The following is a 16,551-nucleotide window of genomic DNA, read 5'->3' as shown; positions in this document are numbered from 1 at the left end:
ATACCGGGCCGGGTTCAGCCCTCGGTTTCCAGGATCAGCTTGGGCCGGAAGCCCAGGGCGTCCGCGGCCACCAGGTGGAGGGGGATCCCGCGGTACTCCTGGGGCAGCCGCATGGGATCGGCCCCGTGCAGGTGCCCGTAGACGATGGCGGCAGGCCCCGCCTCCGCGGCCAGGTCCAGGAGGGGGGTGGCCTCCCCGCCGGGCCCGAAGGGGGGGAAGTGGAAGGCCAGGACCAGGTGGCGGTGGGGCTTGTCCTCCAGGTCCTTTAGGGAAAGCTTCAGCCGCTCCACCTCCCGGGCGAAGATCTTCTCGTCCTCCGGGGTGGGGGGCGGGTACTGCCAGCCCCGGGTGCCGGCCACCGCTACCCCCTCCAGCACCAGGGCGTCGTTCTGCAGGGCGTACATCCCCTCGGGCAGCACCGCCCGGAGGCGGCTGATGGAGGGCCACCAGTAGTCGTGGTTGCCCCTTAGGAGCACCTTTTTCCCCGGCAGGGCGGCGAGGTCCAGGAGGTCGGGGAGGGCCTCGGAAAGGCGCATGGCCCAGGAGATGTCCCCCGGTACCACCACCAGGTCCCCCTCGCCCACCACCTGGCGCCAGCCCTGGAAGAAGGCCTCGGGGTGCCCCTTCCATGCGGGCCCGAAGACGGTCATGGGCTTGGGATGAAGGCGGGAGAGGTGGGGGTCGGCGATGGCCAAGACCCGCATGGGCCATAGCGTACCCTAAAGGGGTGGGGAAGTCGGAGGTCCTGGCCTACGCCCTCTCCCTTCTGGCCCGCCGGGCCCTGAGCCGGGCGCGCCTTCGGGAAAAGCTCCTCGCCCGCTTCGCCCCGGAGGCGGTGGAGGGGGCCCTGGTTCGGCTGGAGGAACTGGGCTACCTGGACGACCGGGCCTTCGCCGAAACCTTCGTGGCCAGCAGGAGGAAGTACGGCCCCCTCAAGCTCCGCCGCCTCCTCCTGGCCCAGGGGGTTCCGGAGGAGGTGGTGGCGGCGGTCCTTGCGGAGATGGGGGAGGAGGCGGCCCTGGAGGCCGCGGTGAAGGCGCTCCGCCGCTACCCCCGCCGCCGGGACCAGGCCAAGGCGGTGCGCTTCCTCCAGGGCCGGGGCTTTCCCCTGGGGGTGGCCCTTCAGGCCTTCCGGCTTGTCAAGGAGGAGGAAAGCGGGTAAAAAGAGCCCATGCCCGAGGTGCGCGCCGAGCGTTTCATCCAAGCCCTCCCGGAGAAGGTCTACGCCCTGGCCAAGGACCTGGAGGGCCTGAAGCCCTACCTCAAGGAGGTGGAAAGCCTCAAGGTGCTCTCCCAGGAGGGGAACCGCACCCGAAGCGAGTGGGTGGCGGTGGCCATGGGCAAGAAGGTGCGCTGGCTAGAGGAGGAGGAGTGGGACGACGCCCACCTCAGAAACCGCTTCTTCTCCCCGGAGGGGGACTTTGACCGCTACGAGGGCACCTGGGTCTTCCTGCCCGAGGGGGAGGGTACCCGGGTGGTCCTCACCCTCACCTACGAGCTCACCATCCCCATCTTCGGCGGCCTTTTGCAGAAGCTGGTGCAGAAGCTCATGCAGGAGAACGTGGAAAGCCTCCTGAAGGGCCTGGAGGAGCGGGTGCTGGCCACCTAGTTGCAAGGGGGGACCTTTTGCTCTAGCATGGGCCTGAAGCCACCCGTGCCGTTCCCAAACGGGCTGGCCCAAGTGCTTTCAGGAGGTCAAAGTGGAAACGTTGCGCGTCTCTTCCAAGTCCCGCCCCAACTCCGTGGCCGGCGCCATCGCGGCGCTCTTGCGCACCAAGGGGGAGGTGGAGGTTCAGGCCATCGGGCCCCAGGCGGTGAACCAGGCGGTGAAGGCCATCGCCATCGCCCGGGGCTACATCGCCCCCGACAACCTGGACCTGGTGGTCAAGCCCGCCTTCGTCAAGCTGGACCTGGAGAACGAGGAGCGGACCGCCCTGAAGTTCAGCATCAAGGCCCACCCCCTGGAGTCTTGAAGGCGGAGAACCCCAGGGCCTTGGCCCTCTGGGTGCTCCTCGAGGTGGAGCGGGGGGGCAGGGCCCAGCTCCTTTTGGACAGGGCCCTGGACCGGGTCGCCTGGCCGGAGCGGGACAAGGCCTACGCCACCCACCTGGTCTACGGGGCCTTGCGCCGCCTGAGGCTCTTGGACTTCCTCCTGGAACCCCTCCTGAGGCGTCCGGAAGGGCTTCCCCCGGAGGTGCGGTGGATCCTGCGCCTGGGGGCCTTGGAGTGGCTCCTGGGCAAGCCGGACCACGCCCGGGTGAGCCCCTGGGTGGAGGAGGCCAAGGGCCGCCACCCGCGCCTGGCGGGCCTGGTGAACGCGGTCCTGCGGCGGCTCGCTCCCAGGGAGGCCCCCGAGTGCGTGCGCCTCTCCCTGCCCGACTGGCTCTGCCAGGCCTGGGGGCGCTTTTTCGGCGGCCTGGCCTTCGCCGAGGGGTTCAACGAGCCCGCCCCCCTCTTCCTCACCGCCTACCGCCCCGTAGGGGCCCTGCGGCCGGGGCCTGTCCCGGATAGCTACGTCTGGGAGGGCCCCAAGGCCGATTTCTCCGCCCACGGCCTCCAGCCGCAGAACCCCGCCTCCCTCTTCGCGGCCCAGCTCCTCGAGGCCCGCCCTGGGGAGCGGGTTTTGGACCTCTGCGGGGGGGCCGGGCTCAAGGCCTTTTACCTGGCGGCCAAGGGGGCGGAGGTGGTCTCCTACGACCTGAACGCGAAGCGCCAGGCGGCAGGGGCCAAGACGGCAAAAAGGCTCGGCCTTCGGGTAGCGTACCGCACCCAGGACCTCACGCGGCCCATCCCGGAGCGGGGGAAGAAGGTGCTCCTGGATGCCCCCTGCACGGGCACCGGCACCTTCCGCGCCCACCCTGAGCTCCGCTACCGCCTAAGCCCCGAGGACCCTGCCCGCATGGCCGCCCTCCAGCTCCAGCTCCTGGAGACCGCCGCGGCGGCCACGGAGGTGGGGGGGCTTCTGGTCTACGCGGTCTGCACCCTCACGGAGGAGGAGGGGGAGGGGGTGGCCCGGGCCTTCTTGGCCCGGCACCCGGAGTTTGGCCTCGAGCCCTTCCCCTGCCCCTTGCCGGTGCTCAAGCGGGGCCTGGGGGTGTACGTGGCCCCCGAGGGGGGGCTGGACGGGTTTTATTACCTGCGCCTGCGGAAGGTAGACTCTAAGGCATGAAGCTGGCCTTTGTGGGCCTGGGCAAGATGGGCCGGAGCATCCTGAAGGGGGCCCTGGAGCGGGGTTTTCTGCGGCCTGAGGAGGTGGGGGTGGTGGGGCGCACCCCCGAGCGCACCCGGGAGCTGGCCGGGGCCTTCGGCATCCGCCCCTTGGGCCTGAAGGAGCTTTCCCAGGCGGAGCGGGTCCTCCTGGCCGTCCAGCCCCGGGACTTCCCCCACCTGGCCCCGGAGGTGGCCTTTCCCGGGGTGGGGTACCTCTCCATCATGGCCGGGGTTTCCACGGCGGTGCTGGCCCGCAGGCTGGACACCCGGCGGGTGGTGCGGGCCATGCCCAACGTGGCCGCGGCCATCGGGGAGAGCTCCACCGCCCTCACCGCCCTAAAGGAGGCGCGGGAGGCGGGGGACCTGGAGTTCGCCCGGGCCCTTTTCGCCACCGTGGGGGACGTGTACGAGATCCCCGAGCACCTCTTTGACCCCTTCACCGCCATGTCTGCCTCCGCCCCCGCCTACCTGGCGGTGGTGGCGGAGGCCTTGGCGGACGCCGGGGTGAAGATGGGGATGCCCCGGGCCCTGGCCCTGCGCCTGGCGGCGGAGGCCCTGGCGGCCACGGGGGAGCTCCTCAAGGGCAAGCACCCGGGCCAGCTCAAGGACGAGGTGGCGAGCCCCGGGGGCACCACCATCCACGGGTTGCACGCCCTCGAGGCCCGGGCCCTGCGGGCTGCCTTCTACGAGGCGGTGGAGGCGGCCACCCGCCGGGGGCACGAGCTGGGCGAGGTGGAGTGAGGCCATGGGGGCCTGCCGGTTCCTGGCTGGCCTCGCCTTGGGCCTCGCCTTGGCCCTGGCCCAGGTCTTCCCCCAGGCCGGGGGGCGCTACGCCTACTCCGACGGCACCCTAATGGAACTCCTCCCCACCGGGGAGGGCTTTCGCCTCCGCTACCTGAAGGGGGGAAGGCTCTTCCGGGAGGACCGGCTGGTGCGGGGCCCCGAGGGGCTTTACCTGCAAGGGGTAGGCCTGCCCGAGGGCTACTACCCCTTTGAGCCCCCGCTTTGGCTCTACCCCTCCCGCCTGGACCTGGGCCTGGCCTGGGGGGGGAGCGCCCGCTTCCGGGGGCAGCGGGTGGCCCTCTCCGCCCGGGTGGAGGGCCTGGAAGGGGTGAGGGTGAGGGCGGGAGCCTTCAACGCCTACCGGGTCCGGGTGGCCTACACCACGGAGAAGGGGGGCACCGACCTCAAGGAGCTCTACCTGGTGCCGGGCCTGGGGGTGGTGGCCTACCGGGCGGGGGGGGCCTGGGTGGAGCTTTTGCGCCTGCCCTAGACCCGGGTCTTCAGGTAATAGCGGGCGATCTCCCAGTACATGCGCAGGCGGTGGAGGAGGCCGGGGAAAAGCCCCCGCTTCTCCTCCTTCATCACCTGGCTCACCCCGGGCAGGGGGAGGTAGCGCACCCGCCACCCCCGGCGCTTGGCGTGCCGGGTGAGGAGGAGTTCCAGGTCGTAGCGGGCGGCCGCTAGGCCCGGCACCTGGCGCAGGTCCTCCGTCCTCAGGGCCCGCTGGCCCGAGAGGAAGGGGGTGAGGCGCATGGCCAGGTCTGTGGAGAGCCGCCCCCCTTGGAAGACCCCCACGGTCATCTCCGCCTCGCCCCGGGCCACGGGCTCCAGGAGGGCCCGGAGGTGTTCGGGCCTCAGGCCCAGGAGGTCGGCGTCCAGGAGGAGGACCAGGGGGGTCGTCACCGCCTTAAGCCCTTCGGCGATGGCCCCCCCCTTGCCCCGGTTCTCCGGAAGGCGCACCACCAAGGCCCCGGCCCCTTCCGCCTCCGCCGCGGTGGCGTCCCGGGAGCCGTCATCCGCCACCACCACGGGGAGGCCCGCCGCCCTCGCCACCCGCACCACCTGGCCCACGGTGGCCTCCTCGTGGAAGGCGGGGATCAGGGCCGTGGCCTCCATCTAGCCCCCCAGGAGGCGGCGCAGGTCCTGGAAGGTGACCAGGACCACCAGGAGGATGAGGAAGAGGAAGCCCAGGTAGTGGACCATGGCCTCCTGCTCGGGCCGGATGCGGAGGAAGCGGGCGAGGAAGAGGAGGAGGATCCGCCCCCCGTCCAGGGCGGGGATGGGGAGGAGGTTAAAGAGGGCCAAGGAAAGGTTGATGGCCGCCGCCAGCTCCAAAAGGCGGAAGAGCCCCTCCTGGGCCGCCCGGCCCGTCTCGGCCACGATGCCCACGGGGCCCATGACCCCGCTATCCGCCCTGCCCGCCAGAACCCCGAGGACCCCCCCCACCAGGGCCTTGACCATGGCGGGGCCGAAGGCCAGGGTGCGGCTCGCCGCCAGGCCTAAACCCTCCAGGAAGCCCACCCGGCGGAAGGCCACCTCCGGCTGGTAGACCACCCCGAGCCGTTCCCAGCCCTCCCGCCAGGTGAGGGAGAGGACCACCTCCTTCCCCTCCCGCAGGAGGGTCAGGGTGTGCTCCCCGGGGATCTTCACCCGCTCAATCTCCTGGGGATGGGCCAGGGGCTTGCCGTCCACGGCCACCAGCACGTCCTGGCCCCTGATCCCCGCCCGCTCCGCCACGCTCCCCGGGACCACCTCCAGGATCACCGCCCGCCCCGTGGCCTCCGGCACCCCTTGGGCACTGAAGAGGTAGGCGAGGAGCCCCCAGGCGAGGAGAACGTTCATGGCCACCCCCGCCACCAGGACGAAAAGCTTCCCCAGGAAGGGGAGGACGTCATACCCCCGGCCCTTTTCCTCGGGGAGGAGACCCTCGATGTCCGCATACCCCCCTAAGGGGATGGCGGAGAGCCGCCACTCCGTGCCCCCCGCCTGCCGCCGCCAGAGCACGGGGCCGAAGCCCACGCTGAAGGCCTTGACCCGCACCCCCTGGACCCGCGCCGCCAGGTAGTGCCCCATTTCGTGGACGAAGACGCTTACGCCGATGATGACCAAAAACCAAACCAGGCTCATGCCCACCTCTTGGCCTCTTCCCGGGCCCAGGCGTCCACGGCGAAGAGGTTTTCCCATGTTAGGGGAAGCGGGGGGGTGGCCTCCAGTACCCGGGCCAGGATCTCGGGAATCCGGGGGAAGGGAATCCTCCCCTGGAGGAAGGCCTCCACCGCCACCTCGTCCGCGGCGGAAACCGCCACCTGGGCTAGGCCTCCCCGCCTTCCCGCCTGGTAGGCCACCTCCAGGGCGGGGAAGCGCTTGAGGTCGGGCTCCAAGAACTCCAGGACCCCGGGGAGGGGGAGGTCCTTCAGGGGGGTTTCCGCCCGCTTGGGGTAGGTGAGGGCGTACTGGATGAAAAGGCGCATGTCCGGGGGGCCGAGCTGGGCCTTGAGGCTTCCGTCCCGGAAGCGCACCAGGCCGTGCACGTAGGCCTGGGGGTGGATGAGGACCCGCACCCTTTCCAGGGGAAAGCGGAAGAGCTCCTTGGCCTCCAGGACCTCGAGGCCCTTGTTGAAGAGGGTGGCCGAGTCCACGGTGACCTTGGGGCCCATGCGCCACCGGGGGTGGCGGAGGGCCATCTCCGGGGTCACCCGGGAGAGGTCCTCTGGCTCCTTCAGGAAGGGCCCGCCGCTTGCGGTGAGGATGAGCTCGGCCACGTCCTCCCGCCTTTCCCCGAGAAGGGCCTGGAAGAGGGCGGAGTGCTCCGAGTCCACGGGGAGGATCTCGGCCTGGGAGGCCTCGGCCTCCTGCCAGAGGAGGGGCCCCGCGGCCACCATGGCCTCCTTGTTGGCGAGGGCCACGCGCTTTCCCGTCCGCACCGCCGCCCGGGTGGGGGCAAGCCCGGCAAGGCCCGGTATGGCGGCCACGGCCACCTCCGCCTCCAGGGCCGCCACCTCCTCGGGGGTGCCGAGGGAAAGCCAGGGGAAGCGGGCCTTGAGCTCGGGGTGGAGGTGCTCCTCCGCCGCCACCAGGAGGGGCCGCCACTCGGCCACCTGCTGGGCCAGGACCTCCAGGTTCTTGCCCGCCGCCAGGCCCACCACCCGGTAGCCCCGCCAGCGGCAGATCTCGAGGGCCTGCCTTCCGATGGAGCCCGTGGAGCCCAGGACCACCACCCGCTTCATGTGAAGAGCACCACCAGGAAGTAGGTGAGGGGGAAGGTGAAGAGAAGGCTATCTATGCGATCCAAAAGACCTCCATGCCCGGGCAGGAAGCGCCCGGAGTCCTTCACCCCACAGTACCGCTTCAGCATGGATTCCGCCAGGTCCCCGAGCTGGGCGGCCAGGGAGAGGAGGAAGCTGAAGAGCCAAAGCTCCAAGAGGCCGAAGGGGAAGACCTCCCGCACGAGCCCCGTGTAGACCACGAGGGCCAGGAAGCTCACCGCGATGCCGCCCACCGAGCCCTCCACCGTTTTCCCCGGGGAGATCTCCGGGGCCAGCTTCCGCCGGCCCCAGGCCCGGCCCACGAAGTAGGCCCCGATGTCCGTGGCGAAGCTGGCCACGATGGGCAGGGAGAGGGTCCAAAGGCCCAGGGTGCTGTCCGGGGTCTCCCGCAGGAGGAGCACGTACCCCAGGCTCCAGGGCAGGTACAAGAAGGCCAAGAGGGTGAAGGCGAAGCGGGTGAGGTCGGCTCCCTTCAGGAGCTCATAGCTGAAGCTCCCCATCAGGAAAAGCCCCAGGGCCACCTCCCGCCAGGGCACCTGGGGAAAGTGCCAGTAGAGCTGGGGCAGGGAGAAGAGGAAGAGGAGAAGCCCCCCGGCGAGGAGAAAGGGTAGGTTGAGCCCGATGCCCCGGCGGGCGAGCATGTCCTTGAGCTCCAGGCTCCCGAGCCACAGGACGAAGGCCAGGGTGGGCAGGACCAAGGGCTGGCCGGCCCAGAGGACCAGGAGGAGCAGGGCAGCCCCCACCAGGGCGGAGACCACCCGGGCGGGGAGGTCCTGGGGGGCGCTTTCCCCCCTCACCCCGCACCTCCGGCCCCAGGGGGTTTGGGAAGCGCTCTTGGCGAATGGCTCACGGGGGCGAGGGTACGGGCGGGGCTAGCCCAGGATCTCCTGCTCCTTCTTCTCCGCCATCTGGTCCGCCTTGGCGATGAACTCGTCGGTGATCTTCTGGATCTCCGCCTCGGCCCGCTTGGTCTCGTCCTCCGAGAGGTGGAGTTCCTTGGAGAGCTTCCGCAGCTTTTCCAGGGCCTCGCGGCGGACGTTGCGGATGGCGATGCGCCCCTCCTCCGCCATGTGGCGGGCCGCCTTCACCAGCTCCTTGCGCCTTTCCTCGGTGAGCGGGGGGATGTTGATGTAGAGGGCGTCCCCCTTGTTGGCGGGGTTCAGGCCCAGGTCGGAGTCGCGGATGGCCTTCTCTATGGCCTTAAGGGCGTTCTGGTCCCAGGACTGCACCACCAGGGTCCTGGCGTCGGGGGCGGTGACCGTGGCGATCTGGGAGAGGGGCACGTGGGTGCCGTAGTACTCCACCTTGAGGTGGAGGAGGAGGGCCGGGTTGGCCCGGCCGGTGCGCAGGCCTGAGAGGTTGTGCTCCAGGGCCTCGAGGCTCTTTTGCATGTGGCTTCGGGTTTCCGCGTAGAGGTCTTTCAGGGTCATGCTTCCCTCCTTCAGGTGTGGATTAAGGTGCCCACCTTTTCCCCCTGGATAATACCCACCAACGCCCCGGGCTTGAAGATGTCAAAGACCACGATGGGGAGCCCGGCCTCCATGCACAAGGTGATGGCGGTGGTGTCCATCACCTGCAGGCCCCGGTTCAGGACCTCCAGGTAGGTGAGCTCGTCAAAGCGCACCGCCTTGGGGTTCTTCCGGGGGTCGTCGGAGTAGACCCCGTCCACCTTGTTCTTGGCCATGAGGACCACCTCGGCCCCCACCTCCAGGGCGCGGAGGGCCGCGGCGGTGTCGGTGGAGAAGAAGGGGTTGCCGGTGCCCCCCCCGAAGATGACGATGCGCTCCTTCTCCAGGTGGCGGAGGGCCCGGCGGCGGATGTAGGGCTCGGCCACCTGGGTGATGGTGAGGGCGGTCTGGACCCGGGTGGGGATGCCTAGGGCCTCGAGGGCATCCTGCAGGGCCAGGGCGTTCATGATGGTGGCCAGCATGCCGATGTAGTCGGCGGTGGCCCGGTCCATGCCCACCCCTTGCCGCGCCCCCCGCCAGAGGTTCCCGGCCCCGATGACGATGGCGAGCTGGACCCCGGTGTCGTAGGCGGCCTTGATCTCCTTGGCCAGGGCCTTGGTGGCCTCGGGCTCAATGCCGAATCCGTTTTGGGTCAGAAACTCGCCGGAAAGCTTGAGGAGGACTCGCTTGTACTTCATGGTCTTAGCAAAACCGGGGCCCCTCTTGGAGAAGGGCCCCGGTGGCCAGCATGGCTTACGCCCCCAGCTCAAAGCGGCAGAAGCGCCGCACCACGATGTTCTCCCCGGTCTTGGCGATGGCCTGCTGGAGGAGTTCCTTGACCTTGACCTTGTCGTCCTTGACGAAGGGCTGTTCCAGGAGGACCACCTCCTCCAGGTACTTCTTCAGGCGCCCCTCGGCGATCTTCTCCGCGATCTGTTGCGGCTTGCCCTCGTTCAACGCCGCCTGGATGTAGATCTGCCGCTCCCGCTCAAGCTCCTCGGCGGGGATCTCCTCGGCGGAAACGTAGCGGGGGTTCATCATGGCGATGTGCATGGCCAAGTCCTTGGCCAGGTTCTGGAAGACCTCGTTCCGGGCCACGAAGTCCGTCTCGCAGTTGACCTCCACCAGGACCCCCACCCGCTGGTTGTGGTGGATGTAGTGGCCGATGATGCCCTCCCGGGCCTCCCGCTCCGCCTTCTTGGCCGCCTTCATGGCCCCCCGCTCCCTCAGGAGCTGGACCGCCTTTTCCTCGTTCCATCCCGCGTCCTCCAGGGCCCGCTTCACGTCCATCATGCCGGCCCCGGTGGCCTCACGGAGTTTCTTGATGAGTTCCATCTGGCTCATGCTTCCACCTCGCCCTCGTCAAGGCCCAAAGGGGCTTCCTGGGCTTGCCGTTCCGCCTCTTCCACCAGGGCGTAGGAGGGGGAGGGCTCCACCACCCCGCCCCGGGCCTGGATGATGAGGTCGGCGGCCCGGGAGAGGATGAGCTGGATGGAGCGGATGGCGTCGTCGTTACCGGGGATGATGTAGTCCACCAGGTCGGGGTCGGAGTCCGTGTCCGCCAGGGCGATGACCGGGATGAAGAGCTTCCTCGCCTCCCGTACGGCGATGGCCTCCTTGGTGGGGTCCACCACGAACACCGCGTCTGGGAGGCGCTTCAGGCGGCGGAAGCCGGAGAGGTACTTGTGCAGGCGCTCCAGCTCGTGCTTGAGGCGCACCTGCTCCTTCTTGGGGCGCTCCTGGATGGCCTCGGAGGCGAAGAGGTTCTCCAGCTCCTCCAGGCGGTTTACCCGCTGGGCGATGGTCTTGAAGTTGGTGAGCATCCCCCCCAGCCAGCGCTGGTTCACGTAGGGCATCCCCGCCCGGTCGGCCTCCATGCGCACGATGTCCTGGGCCTGCTTCTTGGTGCCCACGAAGAGCACCGTGCCCCCCCGCATGGCCAGGTCCTCCAGGAAGCGGAAGGTGCGCTCCAGCTCCACCATGGTCTTCTGCAGGTCAATGATGTGGATGCCGTTGCGCTCCGCGTAGATGTAGCGGCTGAACTTGGGGTTCCAACGCTTGCGCTCGTGGCCGAAGTGGACCCCGGCTTCCAGAAGCTCCTTGACGGTGATGTTCACGGACATATTCCTCCCGTTCGGGGAAGGTTGGGCTTGGCGTTCCTCCGGCGCGCCGACCTCTTTCCCGCAGGACCTTCCCCTGCCCGCGGGCTGGCGCGGCACACCTTCCCGATTATAGGGGGCCGGGGCCCTTTGCGTAAGCCCCCCCTTTGGGCTATACTCCCCTAGGCTTGGGGCGGTAGCTCAGAGGGAGAGCACCCGCCTTGCAAGCGGGAGGTCAGGGGTTCAAATCCCCTCCGCTCCACCAAGTCGGGGACGCAAAACTCCCGCCCTCGGTAGTGAGGGCGGGAGTCTCTATTGAGGGGGTCCTCCCACGAGGACGCTAAGCGCCGCAACGCTCTTCCCGGAGGTAGGCGAGGCTCGGCTTGCCGGGCTTGGGCTCCACGGGCTCAGGGAGGGGAGGCTTCCCCTTCTTGCGGGGAGGGGTGATGAGGAAGGGGCCTCTTCCTTGGGCTTGGGGCGCGTGCTCCTGGGCATGCCCTCAGTTTACCCGGGCAAAGCGCCGGGTCAGGGCGAAGGGGGGTGGTTCGGGGGCTCGCCAAATCTGCGCGGCCTCTACCCTTGCTACACTTATAAGGTGCCGATAGGGCTTGTCATTGTGGGCGCGGGTAACCGGGGCTTCGCCTACGCCCGCCACGCCCAGGCCCTCGGCGCCCGCATCCTGGGGGTGGCGGAGCCTCGCCCCGAACGGCTCGAGGCCTTCCGGGAGGCCTTCCGGGCGCCGGAGGCCTTCCGGGACTGGCGGGAGCTGGTGGAGCGTCCCAGGCTGGCCGAGGCGGCCGTCGTGGCCCTGCCGGACCGGTTGCACGCGGAGGCGGCGGTGGCCCTGATGGAGCGGGGGTACCACCTGCTTTTGGAGAAGCCCATTGCCCCCACCTGGGGGGAGGTGGCCCGGGTGGTGGAGGCCCAGGAGCGGACGGGGCGGATGGTGGCGGTGGCCCACGTGCTGCGGTACACCCCCTATGGGCGGAGGCTTAGGGCCCTGGTGCGGGAGGGGGTTATTGGGGAGGTGGTTTCGGTGCAACACCTGGAGCCGGTGGGGCACTGGCACTACGCCCACTCCTTCGTGCGGGGCAACTGGCGGAGGGAGGGGGATTCCAGCCCGTTTCTTTTGGCGAAGAGCGTGCACGATCTGGACTGGCTTCTTTTTTTGATGCCTGGGGAGGTGGCCCGGGTGGCTTCGTTTGGGGGCCTTTACCACTTTCGGCCGGAGCGGAGGCCTGAGGGGGCTGGGGAGCGTTGCCTCGAGTGCCCGGAGGAGGTGGAAAGGGCTTGTCCCTTTTCCGCGCGGCGCATTTACCTGGAGGCGTACGAGCGTGGGGAGCGCGGCTGGCCCTTGGACGTGGTGGCGTACCCGGTGACGCGGGAGAACCTGATGCGGGCCTTGGCGGAGGGTCCGTACGGGGAGTGCGTGTACTTGGGGCGGAACGATGTGGCGGACCACCAGGTGGTGGCCCTGGCGTACCGGGACGGGCGGACGGCGAGCCTACACGTGGAGGGGCTTAGCCGGATGCGGTTTCGGGAGACGCGGCTTTTTGGGACGGAGGGGGAGCTGGAGGGGGACGGGCGGCGGGTGCGGGTGGTCCACTTTGTGAAGGGGGAGCGGGTGGTGGACTTGGGGACGGAGGAGGAGGCCTCGGTGCGGACGGGGCATGCTGGGGGTGATTTTGGGCTTATGGCGGCCTTTGTGGCGGCGGTGGAGCGGGGGGACCCTTCTTTTTTGGAGCCCTTTGCGGAGGCGGTGGAGGCGCACCGGCTCACCTTTTTGGCGGAGGAGGCCAGGCGGAAGGGGGTGGTGGTGGAAAACCCCCGGCCCTGAGGGCCGGGGCCTTTGGCGGAGAGGGCGGGATTCGAACCCGCGAGGCAGGTTTAAGCCCGCCTACACGATTTCCAGTCGTGTCCCTTCAGCCGCTCGGGCACCTCTCCAAGCGCCGAGCTTGAGTGTAGCAAGGGGCATTCCGAGCGTCAAGTAATCTGGAAGCGTGCGGGTGGTGGTGGCCCACGAGAACCTGGACTACGACGCCCTGGGTTCCATGGTGCTGGCAGGGAAGCTCTACCCGGGAAGCGTCCTGGCCCTGGTGGGGGGCCTCGAGGGGCCCTTGAAGGAGCACGCCCCCCTGCTGGAGGACCGCCTGGACCTGGTCCCCGCCTCGGAGGTGGCCCTGGGCCGGGTCTCGGAGGTGGTCTTGGTGGACAACGCCCGCCCCGAGCGCATTGGCCCCTTCAAGGCCCTGGTGGGGCGGGTGCCCTTCGTGGTCTTTGACCACCACCCCCGGGCCCCGGGGGACGTGCCCGCGGTGGGGGGACGGGTGGCGGCCGTGGGGGCCACGGTGAGCCTGCTGGTTCCCCTCCTAAGGGAAAGGGGCCTCTCCCTGACCCCTTTGGAAGCCACCTTGGCCTACGCGGGGATCTGGGAGGACACCGGGGGCTTTAGCTTCCCCTCCACCACCCCCTCGGACCTGGAGGCCGCCCGTTTCCTGGCCGAGGAAGGGGCGGAGATCCCCCGGGTGCGGGAATGGGTGCGCCCCCACCTTTCCGAGGAGGCCCGGGCCGTCCTCAAGGCCCTGCTCCAGACGGCCCGGGTGGTGGAACAGGAGGGCTTCCGCCTCCTTTTGGCCCGGGCCAAGGAGGAAGGGTATGTGCCCGCCCTGGCCCCCCTGGCCCACACCCTTTTGGACCTGCACGAGGCGGAGGGGGTGCTCCTGGTGCTCCGGCTGGGCCGGGAGGTGCTCCTCATCGCCCGGAGCAAGGAGCGCCTGGACGTGGGGCGGTGGCTTGCCCAGGTGGGGGGGGGCGGGCACCCGCGGGCCGCCTTCGCCCGGGTGCGCGGGGTCCGCCACGCGGTCAGGCGCCTGCTGGAAACCCTGCCAGAGCACCTGGAGCCCGAGCCCACCTTGCGGGAGGCCATGACCTCCCCCGTGGCCACCCTGTCCCCGGGGACGGTGCGGGAGGCCCTGCGGGTCTTAGAGGAGCGGGACTACGGGGCCATGCCCGTGGTGGTGCCCCTGGAGGAGGGGGTGCGCGTGCTGGGCCTGGCCCGGAGGCGGGACCTCAGGAAGGCGGAGCGCCTGGGCCTGGCCGACCACCCCGTGGAGGGCTTCCTGGCCCGGGCCGTGGTCCTTCCCCCGGAGACCCTGCTCTCCCAGGTGGGGCCCTACCTGAAGGAGGGTGGGGGGCGGGTCCTGGTGGGGGAACGGGTGGGGGAGGGGTTTAGGCTTCTCGGCATCTTCACCCGCACCGACCTCTACCGCAAGCGGCCCTTGGGGGAAAAGCCCCTGGGGGAGAGGATCCTCGAGGCCTTGCCCGAGGGGGCCAGGCGCGTGGTCCTGGCCCTCAAGGAGGCCTTTCCCCAAGGGGTCTACCTGGTGGGGGGCTCGGTGCGGGATGCCCTCCTGGCCCGCTTTGGGCCGGATTTGGACCTGGTGCTGGAGCCGGGGGTCAGGGTGGGGGAGGTGGCCCGGTTCCTGGTGGAACGGTTTGGGGGGAGCTATGGCCTCCACTACGCCTTCGGCACCGCCAGGGTGCGCCTGGCCTTCGGGCTCGTGGTGGACCTGGCGGAGAGCCGGGAGGAGGTCTACCCGTACCCTGGAGCCTTGCCCCAGGTGCGCCCCGCCCCCATCGCCAAGGACCTGGAGCGGAGGGACTACACGGTGAACGCCATGGCCCTGGCCCTCGCCACCCTGGAGCTTCTGGACCCCTACGGGGGGCTCAAGGATCTGGAGGCCCGCCTCCTCCGGCCCCTCCACCCCCTCTCCTTCGTGGAGGACCCGAGCCGCATCGTCCGCGGGGCGCGCCTGGCGGCCAGGCTGGGCTTCCGCTTCGCCGAGGAGGCCCTTAGGGCCCTGCCCGCCGCCCTCCTGCCCGAGGTGCTGGAAAGCGCCAGCAGGAGCCGCCTGCGGGACGAACTCCTCCTCACCCTGGGGGAGGACACCTTCCTCGAGGCCCTCCTCCTCCTGCAGGACCTGGGGGCCTTGGCCGCCCTCTACGGGCTCAGGCTGCCCCCGGCTGCCCCGGGGGGAAGACCATTAAGGGAGTTCTTCGCCCGGCTCCGGCCGCCTTCCGAGGAGCCCCACCCGGAGCGCTTCTTGGTGGAGGCCCGCCTCCTCGCCCTCCTCTCCCTGCAGGAGGACCCCCTGGAGCGGGCCTTGGCCTTGGGGCTTCCCAAGCGTCTTCAGGAGGCCTTGGCCCTCTTGCTAAGGGCCATCCGGGGCGAGGAGGTGGAGCGGGAGGGGCTTCAGAAAGAGCCCCTGAAGAGCGCATTCCTCGCCCTCTTCCCCGAAAGGGAGGCCTGGCTTTACCAGAAGCGGCGGGTCCTCATGGGCCGCGACCTGTTGCAGCTGGGGCTGAAGCCCGGCCCCAAGGTGGGGGAGATCCTGAGGCGCGTGGCCGAGGCCCGGGCCCGGGGGGAGGTGGGCACCTTTGAGGAGGAGCTGGCCTTAGCCCGTAAACTGGTGGGCGATGGGACTCTTTCCCCTCCTTAACGATCCCCCGGTCTTCCTGGTGGCCCTGGCCCTCGCGGTCCTCGGCCTCGTGCTCCACAACCTCTTTCAGGCCTACCTGGCGGACCGTTACGGGGACACCGCCCCCCGCCGCTACGGCTTCCTCTCCTTGGACCTGAAGACCCACCTGGAGCCCTTGGGCCTGGTCTTCCTGGTCCTCCTCGGCTTCGGCTGGCCGCGGTTCGTGCCCACGGCCCTCCCAGGGCGCAAGGGGGCCATGGTGGCGCTCATGGGGCCCTTGGGCTTTTTCTTTGCCGCCTTCCTCTACGGCCTCCTGGCCCGGTTCCTGCCCTACCCCTTCGGGGAGGGGCTTTTGGTGGCCCAGAGGCTCATGCTCCTCCACGCCGCCATCTACCTCTTCCCCGTGCCCCCCTTGGACGGGGCCAAGGCCCTTTATGCCCTGGGCGGGTATGAGGCCAGGCGCTTTCTGGACCAGCTCTCCGCCTACGGGCCCCTGGGCTTCCTCCTCATCTTTTTGGTCCTCTCCTTCACCGGGGTCACGGGGTCCGTGGTCCAGGGCTTGGCGGGCCTCCTGAACGCCATCTACCGGAGCCTGGGGCTATGATCGCCCTCCTGCAGCAAGACCCCTTGGCCTTCCTCCTGGCCTTGGGTGCCCTGGTCTTCAGCCTGGTGTTGCACGAGCTGGGCCACGCCTACGCCGCCTACCTCTTCGGGGACCACACCGCCAAGCGCCAGGGCCGCCTCACCCTGAACCCCCTCAAGCACCTGGACCCCTTGGGCACGGTGCTCCTCCTCCTGGTGGGCTTTGGCTGGGCCAAGCCGGTGCCCATCTATCCCCCCGCCTTCCGCGCCTATCGCCTGGGGCTTTTCGCGGTTTCCATCGCCGGCATCGCCATCAACCTGGTCCTGGCGGTGCTCTTCGCCCTCTTGGTGCGGGGGCTCTTCGCCCTGGACCCTTTGGGGGTGGTCCTGACCTTCCGGGGGGAGGCGAAGACCCTGGTGGGGCTCTTGGCCCTGGCCTTCTTCTTCGCCAGCTCCATCAACCTGGTCCTGGCGGTCTTCAACCTCCTCCCCATCCCGCCCTTGGACGGCTCCAAGATCCTGCAAAGCCTCCTGCCCCTGTCCTGGCAGCCCTTTCTCTGGCGGCTGGAGCAGTACGCCTGGCTTTCCTTCCTCCTCATCCTCACCGTGCTCCGGGGGCCCATCCAGGAGGTCTTGCGCTTCGCCCGCCGGGCCTTTTTCAGCTTTTTCTTCGGCTAGACTGGAC

19 protein-coding genes and 2 tRNA genes are annotated in these 16,551 nt (G+C 69.6%); 11 read left to right on the top strand and 10 right to left on the bottom strand.

Going from position 1 to position 16,551, the window contains the following annotated elements; all coding sequences use genetic code 11:
- Positions 1-14: 14 nt before the first annotated feature.
- Positions 15-704, bottom strand: a complete 690-nt coding sequence (locus ACYQ0J_RS06695) for a metallophosphoesterase (RefSeq protein ID WP_460171392.1) — start codon at positions 702-704, stop codon at positions 15-17.
- A 23-nt stretch (positions 705-727) separates the two neighbouring features.
- On the opposite strand from ACYQ0J_RS06695, the gene ACYQ0J_RS06690 reads away from it, so the two are divergent.
- From ACYQ0J_RS06690 to ACYQ0J_RS06665, 6 genes are all read left to right on the top strand, one after another.
- Positions 728-1,162, top strand: a complete 435-nt coding sequence (locus ACYQ0J_RS06690) for a regulatory protein RecX (protein WP_460171391.1) — start codon at positions 728-730, stop codon at positions 1,160-1,162.
- Between the two features lie 9 nt (positions 1,163-1,171).
- Complete coding sequence (locus ACYQ0J_RS06685) at positions 1,172-1,609, top strand: type II toxin-antitoxin system RatA family toxin (RefSeq protein WP_460171390.1); 438 nt, start codon at positions 1,172-1,174, stop codon at positions 1,607-1,609.
- 91 nt (positions 1,610-1,700) lie between these two features.
- Positions 1,701-1,973, top strand: a complete 273-nt coding sequence (locus tag ACYQ0J_RS06680) for a stage V sporulation protein S (RefSeq protein WP_014515944.1) — start codon at positions 1,701-1,703, stop codon at positions 1,971-1,973.
- On the top strand, positions 1,970-3,169 hold the full coding sequence (locus ACYQ0J_RS06675; RefSeq protein ID WP_460171389.1) for an RsmB/NOP family class I SAM-dependent RNA methyltransferase: 1,200 nt from the start codon (positions 1,970-1,972) through the stop codon (positions 3,167-3,169). The genes ACYQ0J_RS06680 and ACYQ0J_RS06675 overlap by 4 nt, the downstream gene beginning before the upstream one ends.
- Positions 3,166-3,951 carry a pyrroline-5-carboxylate reductase gene (gene proC, locus ACYQ0J_RS06670; RefSeq protein WP_460171388.1) on the top strand — a complete coding sequence of 262 codons (786 nt, stop codon included), beginning with the start codon at positions 3,166-3,168 and terminating at the stop codon, positions 3,949-3,951. The genes ACYQ0J_RS06675 and proC overlap by 4 nt, the downstream gene beginning before the upstream one ends.
- A 4-nt stretch (positions 3,952-3,955) precedes the next feature.
- The gene (locus ACYQ0J_RS06665) at positions 3,956-4,483 is read left to right on the top strand and encodes a hypothetical protein (RefSeq protein WP_460171387.1); all 528 of its coding nucleotides are present in this window, start codon (positions 3,956-3,958) and stop codon (positions 4,481-4,483) included.
- Here ACYQ0J_RS06665 and ACYQ0J_RS06660 read toward each other — a convergent pair.
- The 8 genes from ACYQ0J_RS06660 to rpsB form a co-directional block, all read right to left on the bottom strand.
- Positions 4,480-5,109 (bottom strand): glycosyltransferase, encoded by a 630-nt coding sequence (locus tag ACYQ0J_RS06660; RefSeq protein ID WP_460171386.1) that lies wholly within the window; start codon positions 5,107-5,109, stop codon positions 4,480-4,482. The two genes, ACYQ0J_RS06665 and ACYQ0J_RS06660, sit on opposite strands and share 4 nt — an antisense overlap.
- Positions 5,110-6,120, bottom strand: a complete 1,011-nt coding sequence (locus tag ACYQ0J_RS06655) for a M50 family metallopeptidase (protein WP_460171385.1) — start codon at positions 6,118-6,120, stop codon at positions 5,110-5,112.
- Complete coding sequence (gene dxr, locus ACYQ0J_RS06650; RefSeq protein ID WP_460171384.1) at positions 6,117-7,220, bottom strand: 1-deoxy-D-xylulose-5-phosphate reductoisomerase; 1,104 nt, start codon at positions 7,218-7,220, stop codon at positions 6,117-6,119. Before dxr ends, ACYQ0J_RS06655 begins: the two co-directional genes overlap by 4 nt.
- On the bottom strand, positions 7,217-8,056 hold the full coding sequence (locus tag ACYQ0J_RS06645; protein ID WP_460171383.1) for a phosphatidate cytidylyltransferase: 840 nt from the start codon (positions 8,054-8,056) through the stop codon (positions 7,217-7,219). The genes dxr and ACYQ0J_RS06645 overlap by 4 nt, the downstream gene beginning before the upstream one ends.
- 75 nt (positions 8,057-8,131) lie before the next feature.
- Positions 8,132-8,689 carry a ribosome recycling factor gene (gene frr / locus ACYQ0J_RS06640; protein WP_460171382.1) on the bottom strand — a complete coding sequence of 186 codons (558 nt, stop codon included), beginning with the start codon at positions 8,687-8,689 and terminating at the stop codon, positions 8,132-8,134.
- Between the two features lie 11 nt (positions 8,690-8,700).
- Complete coding sequence (gene pyrH / locus ACYQ0J_RS06635) at positions 8,701-9,405, bottom strand: UMP kinase (RefSeq protein ID WP_460171381.1); 705 nt, start codon at positions 9,403-9,405, stop codon at positions 8,701-8,703.
- A 55-nt stretch (positions 9,406-9,460) separates the two neighbouring features.
- Positions 9,461-10,051: a translation elongation factor Ts gene (tsf, locus tag ACYQ0J_RS06630; RefSeq protein ID WP_460171380.1), complete on the bottom strand. Its 591-nt coding sequence runs from the start codon at positions 10,049-10,051 to the stop codon at positions 9,461-9,463.
- Complete coding sequence (gene rpsB / locus ACYQ0J_RS06625; protein WP_460171379.1) at positions 10,048-10,830, bottom strand: 30S ribosomal protein S2; 783 nt, start codon at positions 10,828-10,830, stop codon at positions 10,048-10,050. The genes tsf and rpsB overlap by 4 nt, the downstream gene beginning before the upstream one ends.
- Before the next feature lie 166 nt (positions 10,831-10,996).
- Between rpsB and ACYQ0J_RS06620 the strand changes: the two genes are divergently transcribed.
- Positions 10,997-11,071: transfer RNA gene (locus ACYQ0J_RS06620), tRNA-Ala, on the top strand.
- Positions 11,072-11,401: 330 nt separating this feature from the next.
- The gene (locus tag ACYQ0J_RS06615) at positions 11,402-12,643 is read left to right on the top strand and encodes a Gfo/Idh/MocA family protein (protein ID WP_460171378.1); all 1,242 of its coding nucleotides are present in this window, start codon (positions 11,402-11,404) and stop codon (positions 12,641-12,643) included.
- Positions 12,644-12,656: 13 nt separating this feature from the next.
- On the opposite strand, the gene ACYQ0J_RS06610 is transcribed toward ACYQ0J_RS06615, so the two are convergent.
- Positions 12,657-12,750 (bottom strand) — tRNA-Ser (locus ACYQ0J_RS06610).
- Between the two features lie 56 nt (positions 12,751-12,806).
- On the opposite strand from ACYQ0J_RS06610, the gene ACYQ0J_RS06605 reads away from it, so the two are divergent.
- From ACYQ0J_RS06605 to ACYQ0J_RS06595, 3 genes are read left to right on the top strand one after another with little or no spacing between them, the layout of a single operon-like run.
- Positions 12,807-15,305 carry a CBS domain-containing protein gene (locus ACYQ0J_RS06605; RefSeq protein WP_460171377.1) on the top strand — a complete coding sequence of 833 codons (2,499 nt, stop codon included), beginning with the start codon at positions 12,807-12,809 and terminating at the stop codon, positions 15,303-15,305.
- The gene (locus ACYQ0J_RS06600) at positions 15,283-15,888 is read left to right on the top strand and encodes a zinc metalloprotease (protein ID WP_460171376.1); all 606 of its coding nucleotides are present in this window, start codon (positions 15,283-15,285) and stop codon (positions 15,886-15,888) included. The genes ACYQ0J_RS06605 and ACYQ0J_RS06600 overlap by 23 nt, the downstream gene beginning before the upstream one ends.
- Positions 15,885-16,544, top strand: coding sequence for a site-2 protease family protein (locus tag ACYQ0J_RS06595; protein WP_460171375.1), 660 nt, complete (start codon positions 15,885-15,887; stop codon positions 16,542-16,544). Before ACYQ0J_RS06600 ends, ACYQ0J_RS06595 begins: the two co-directional genes overlap by 4 nt.
- Positions 16,545-16,551 lie beyond the last annotated feature (7 nt).

This window comes from Thermus sp. FJN-A (genome assembly GCF_054655095.1).
Note: the sequence above shows the minus strand (reverse complement) of the source record. Positions and strands in the feature narration are given on the sequence as shown.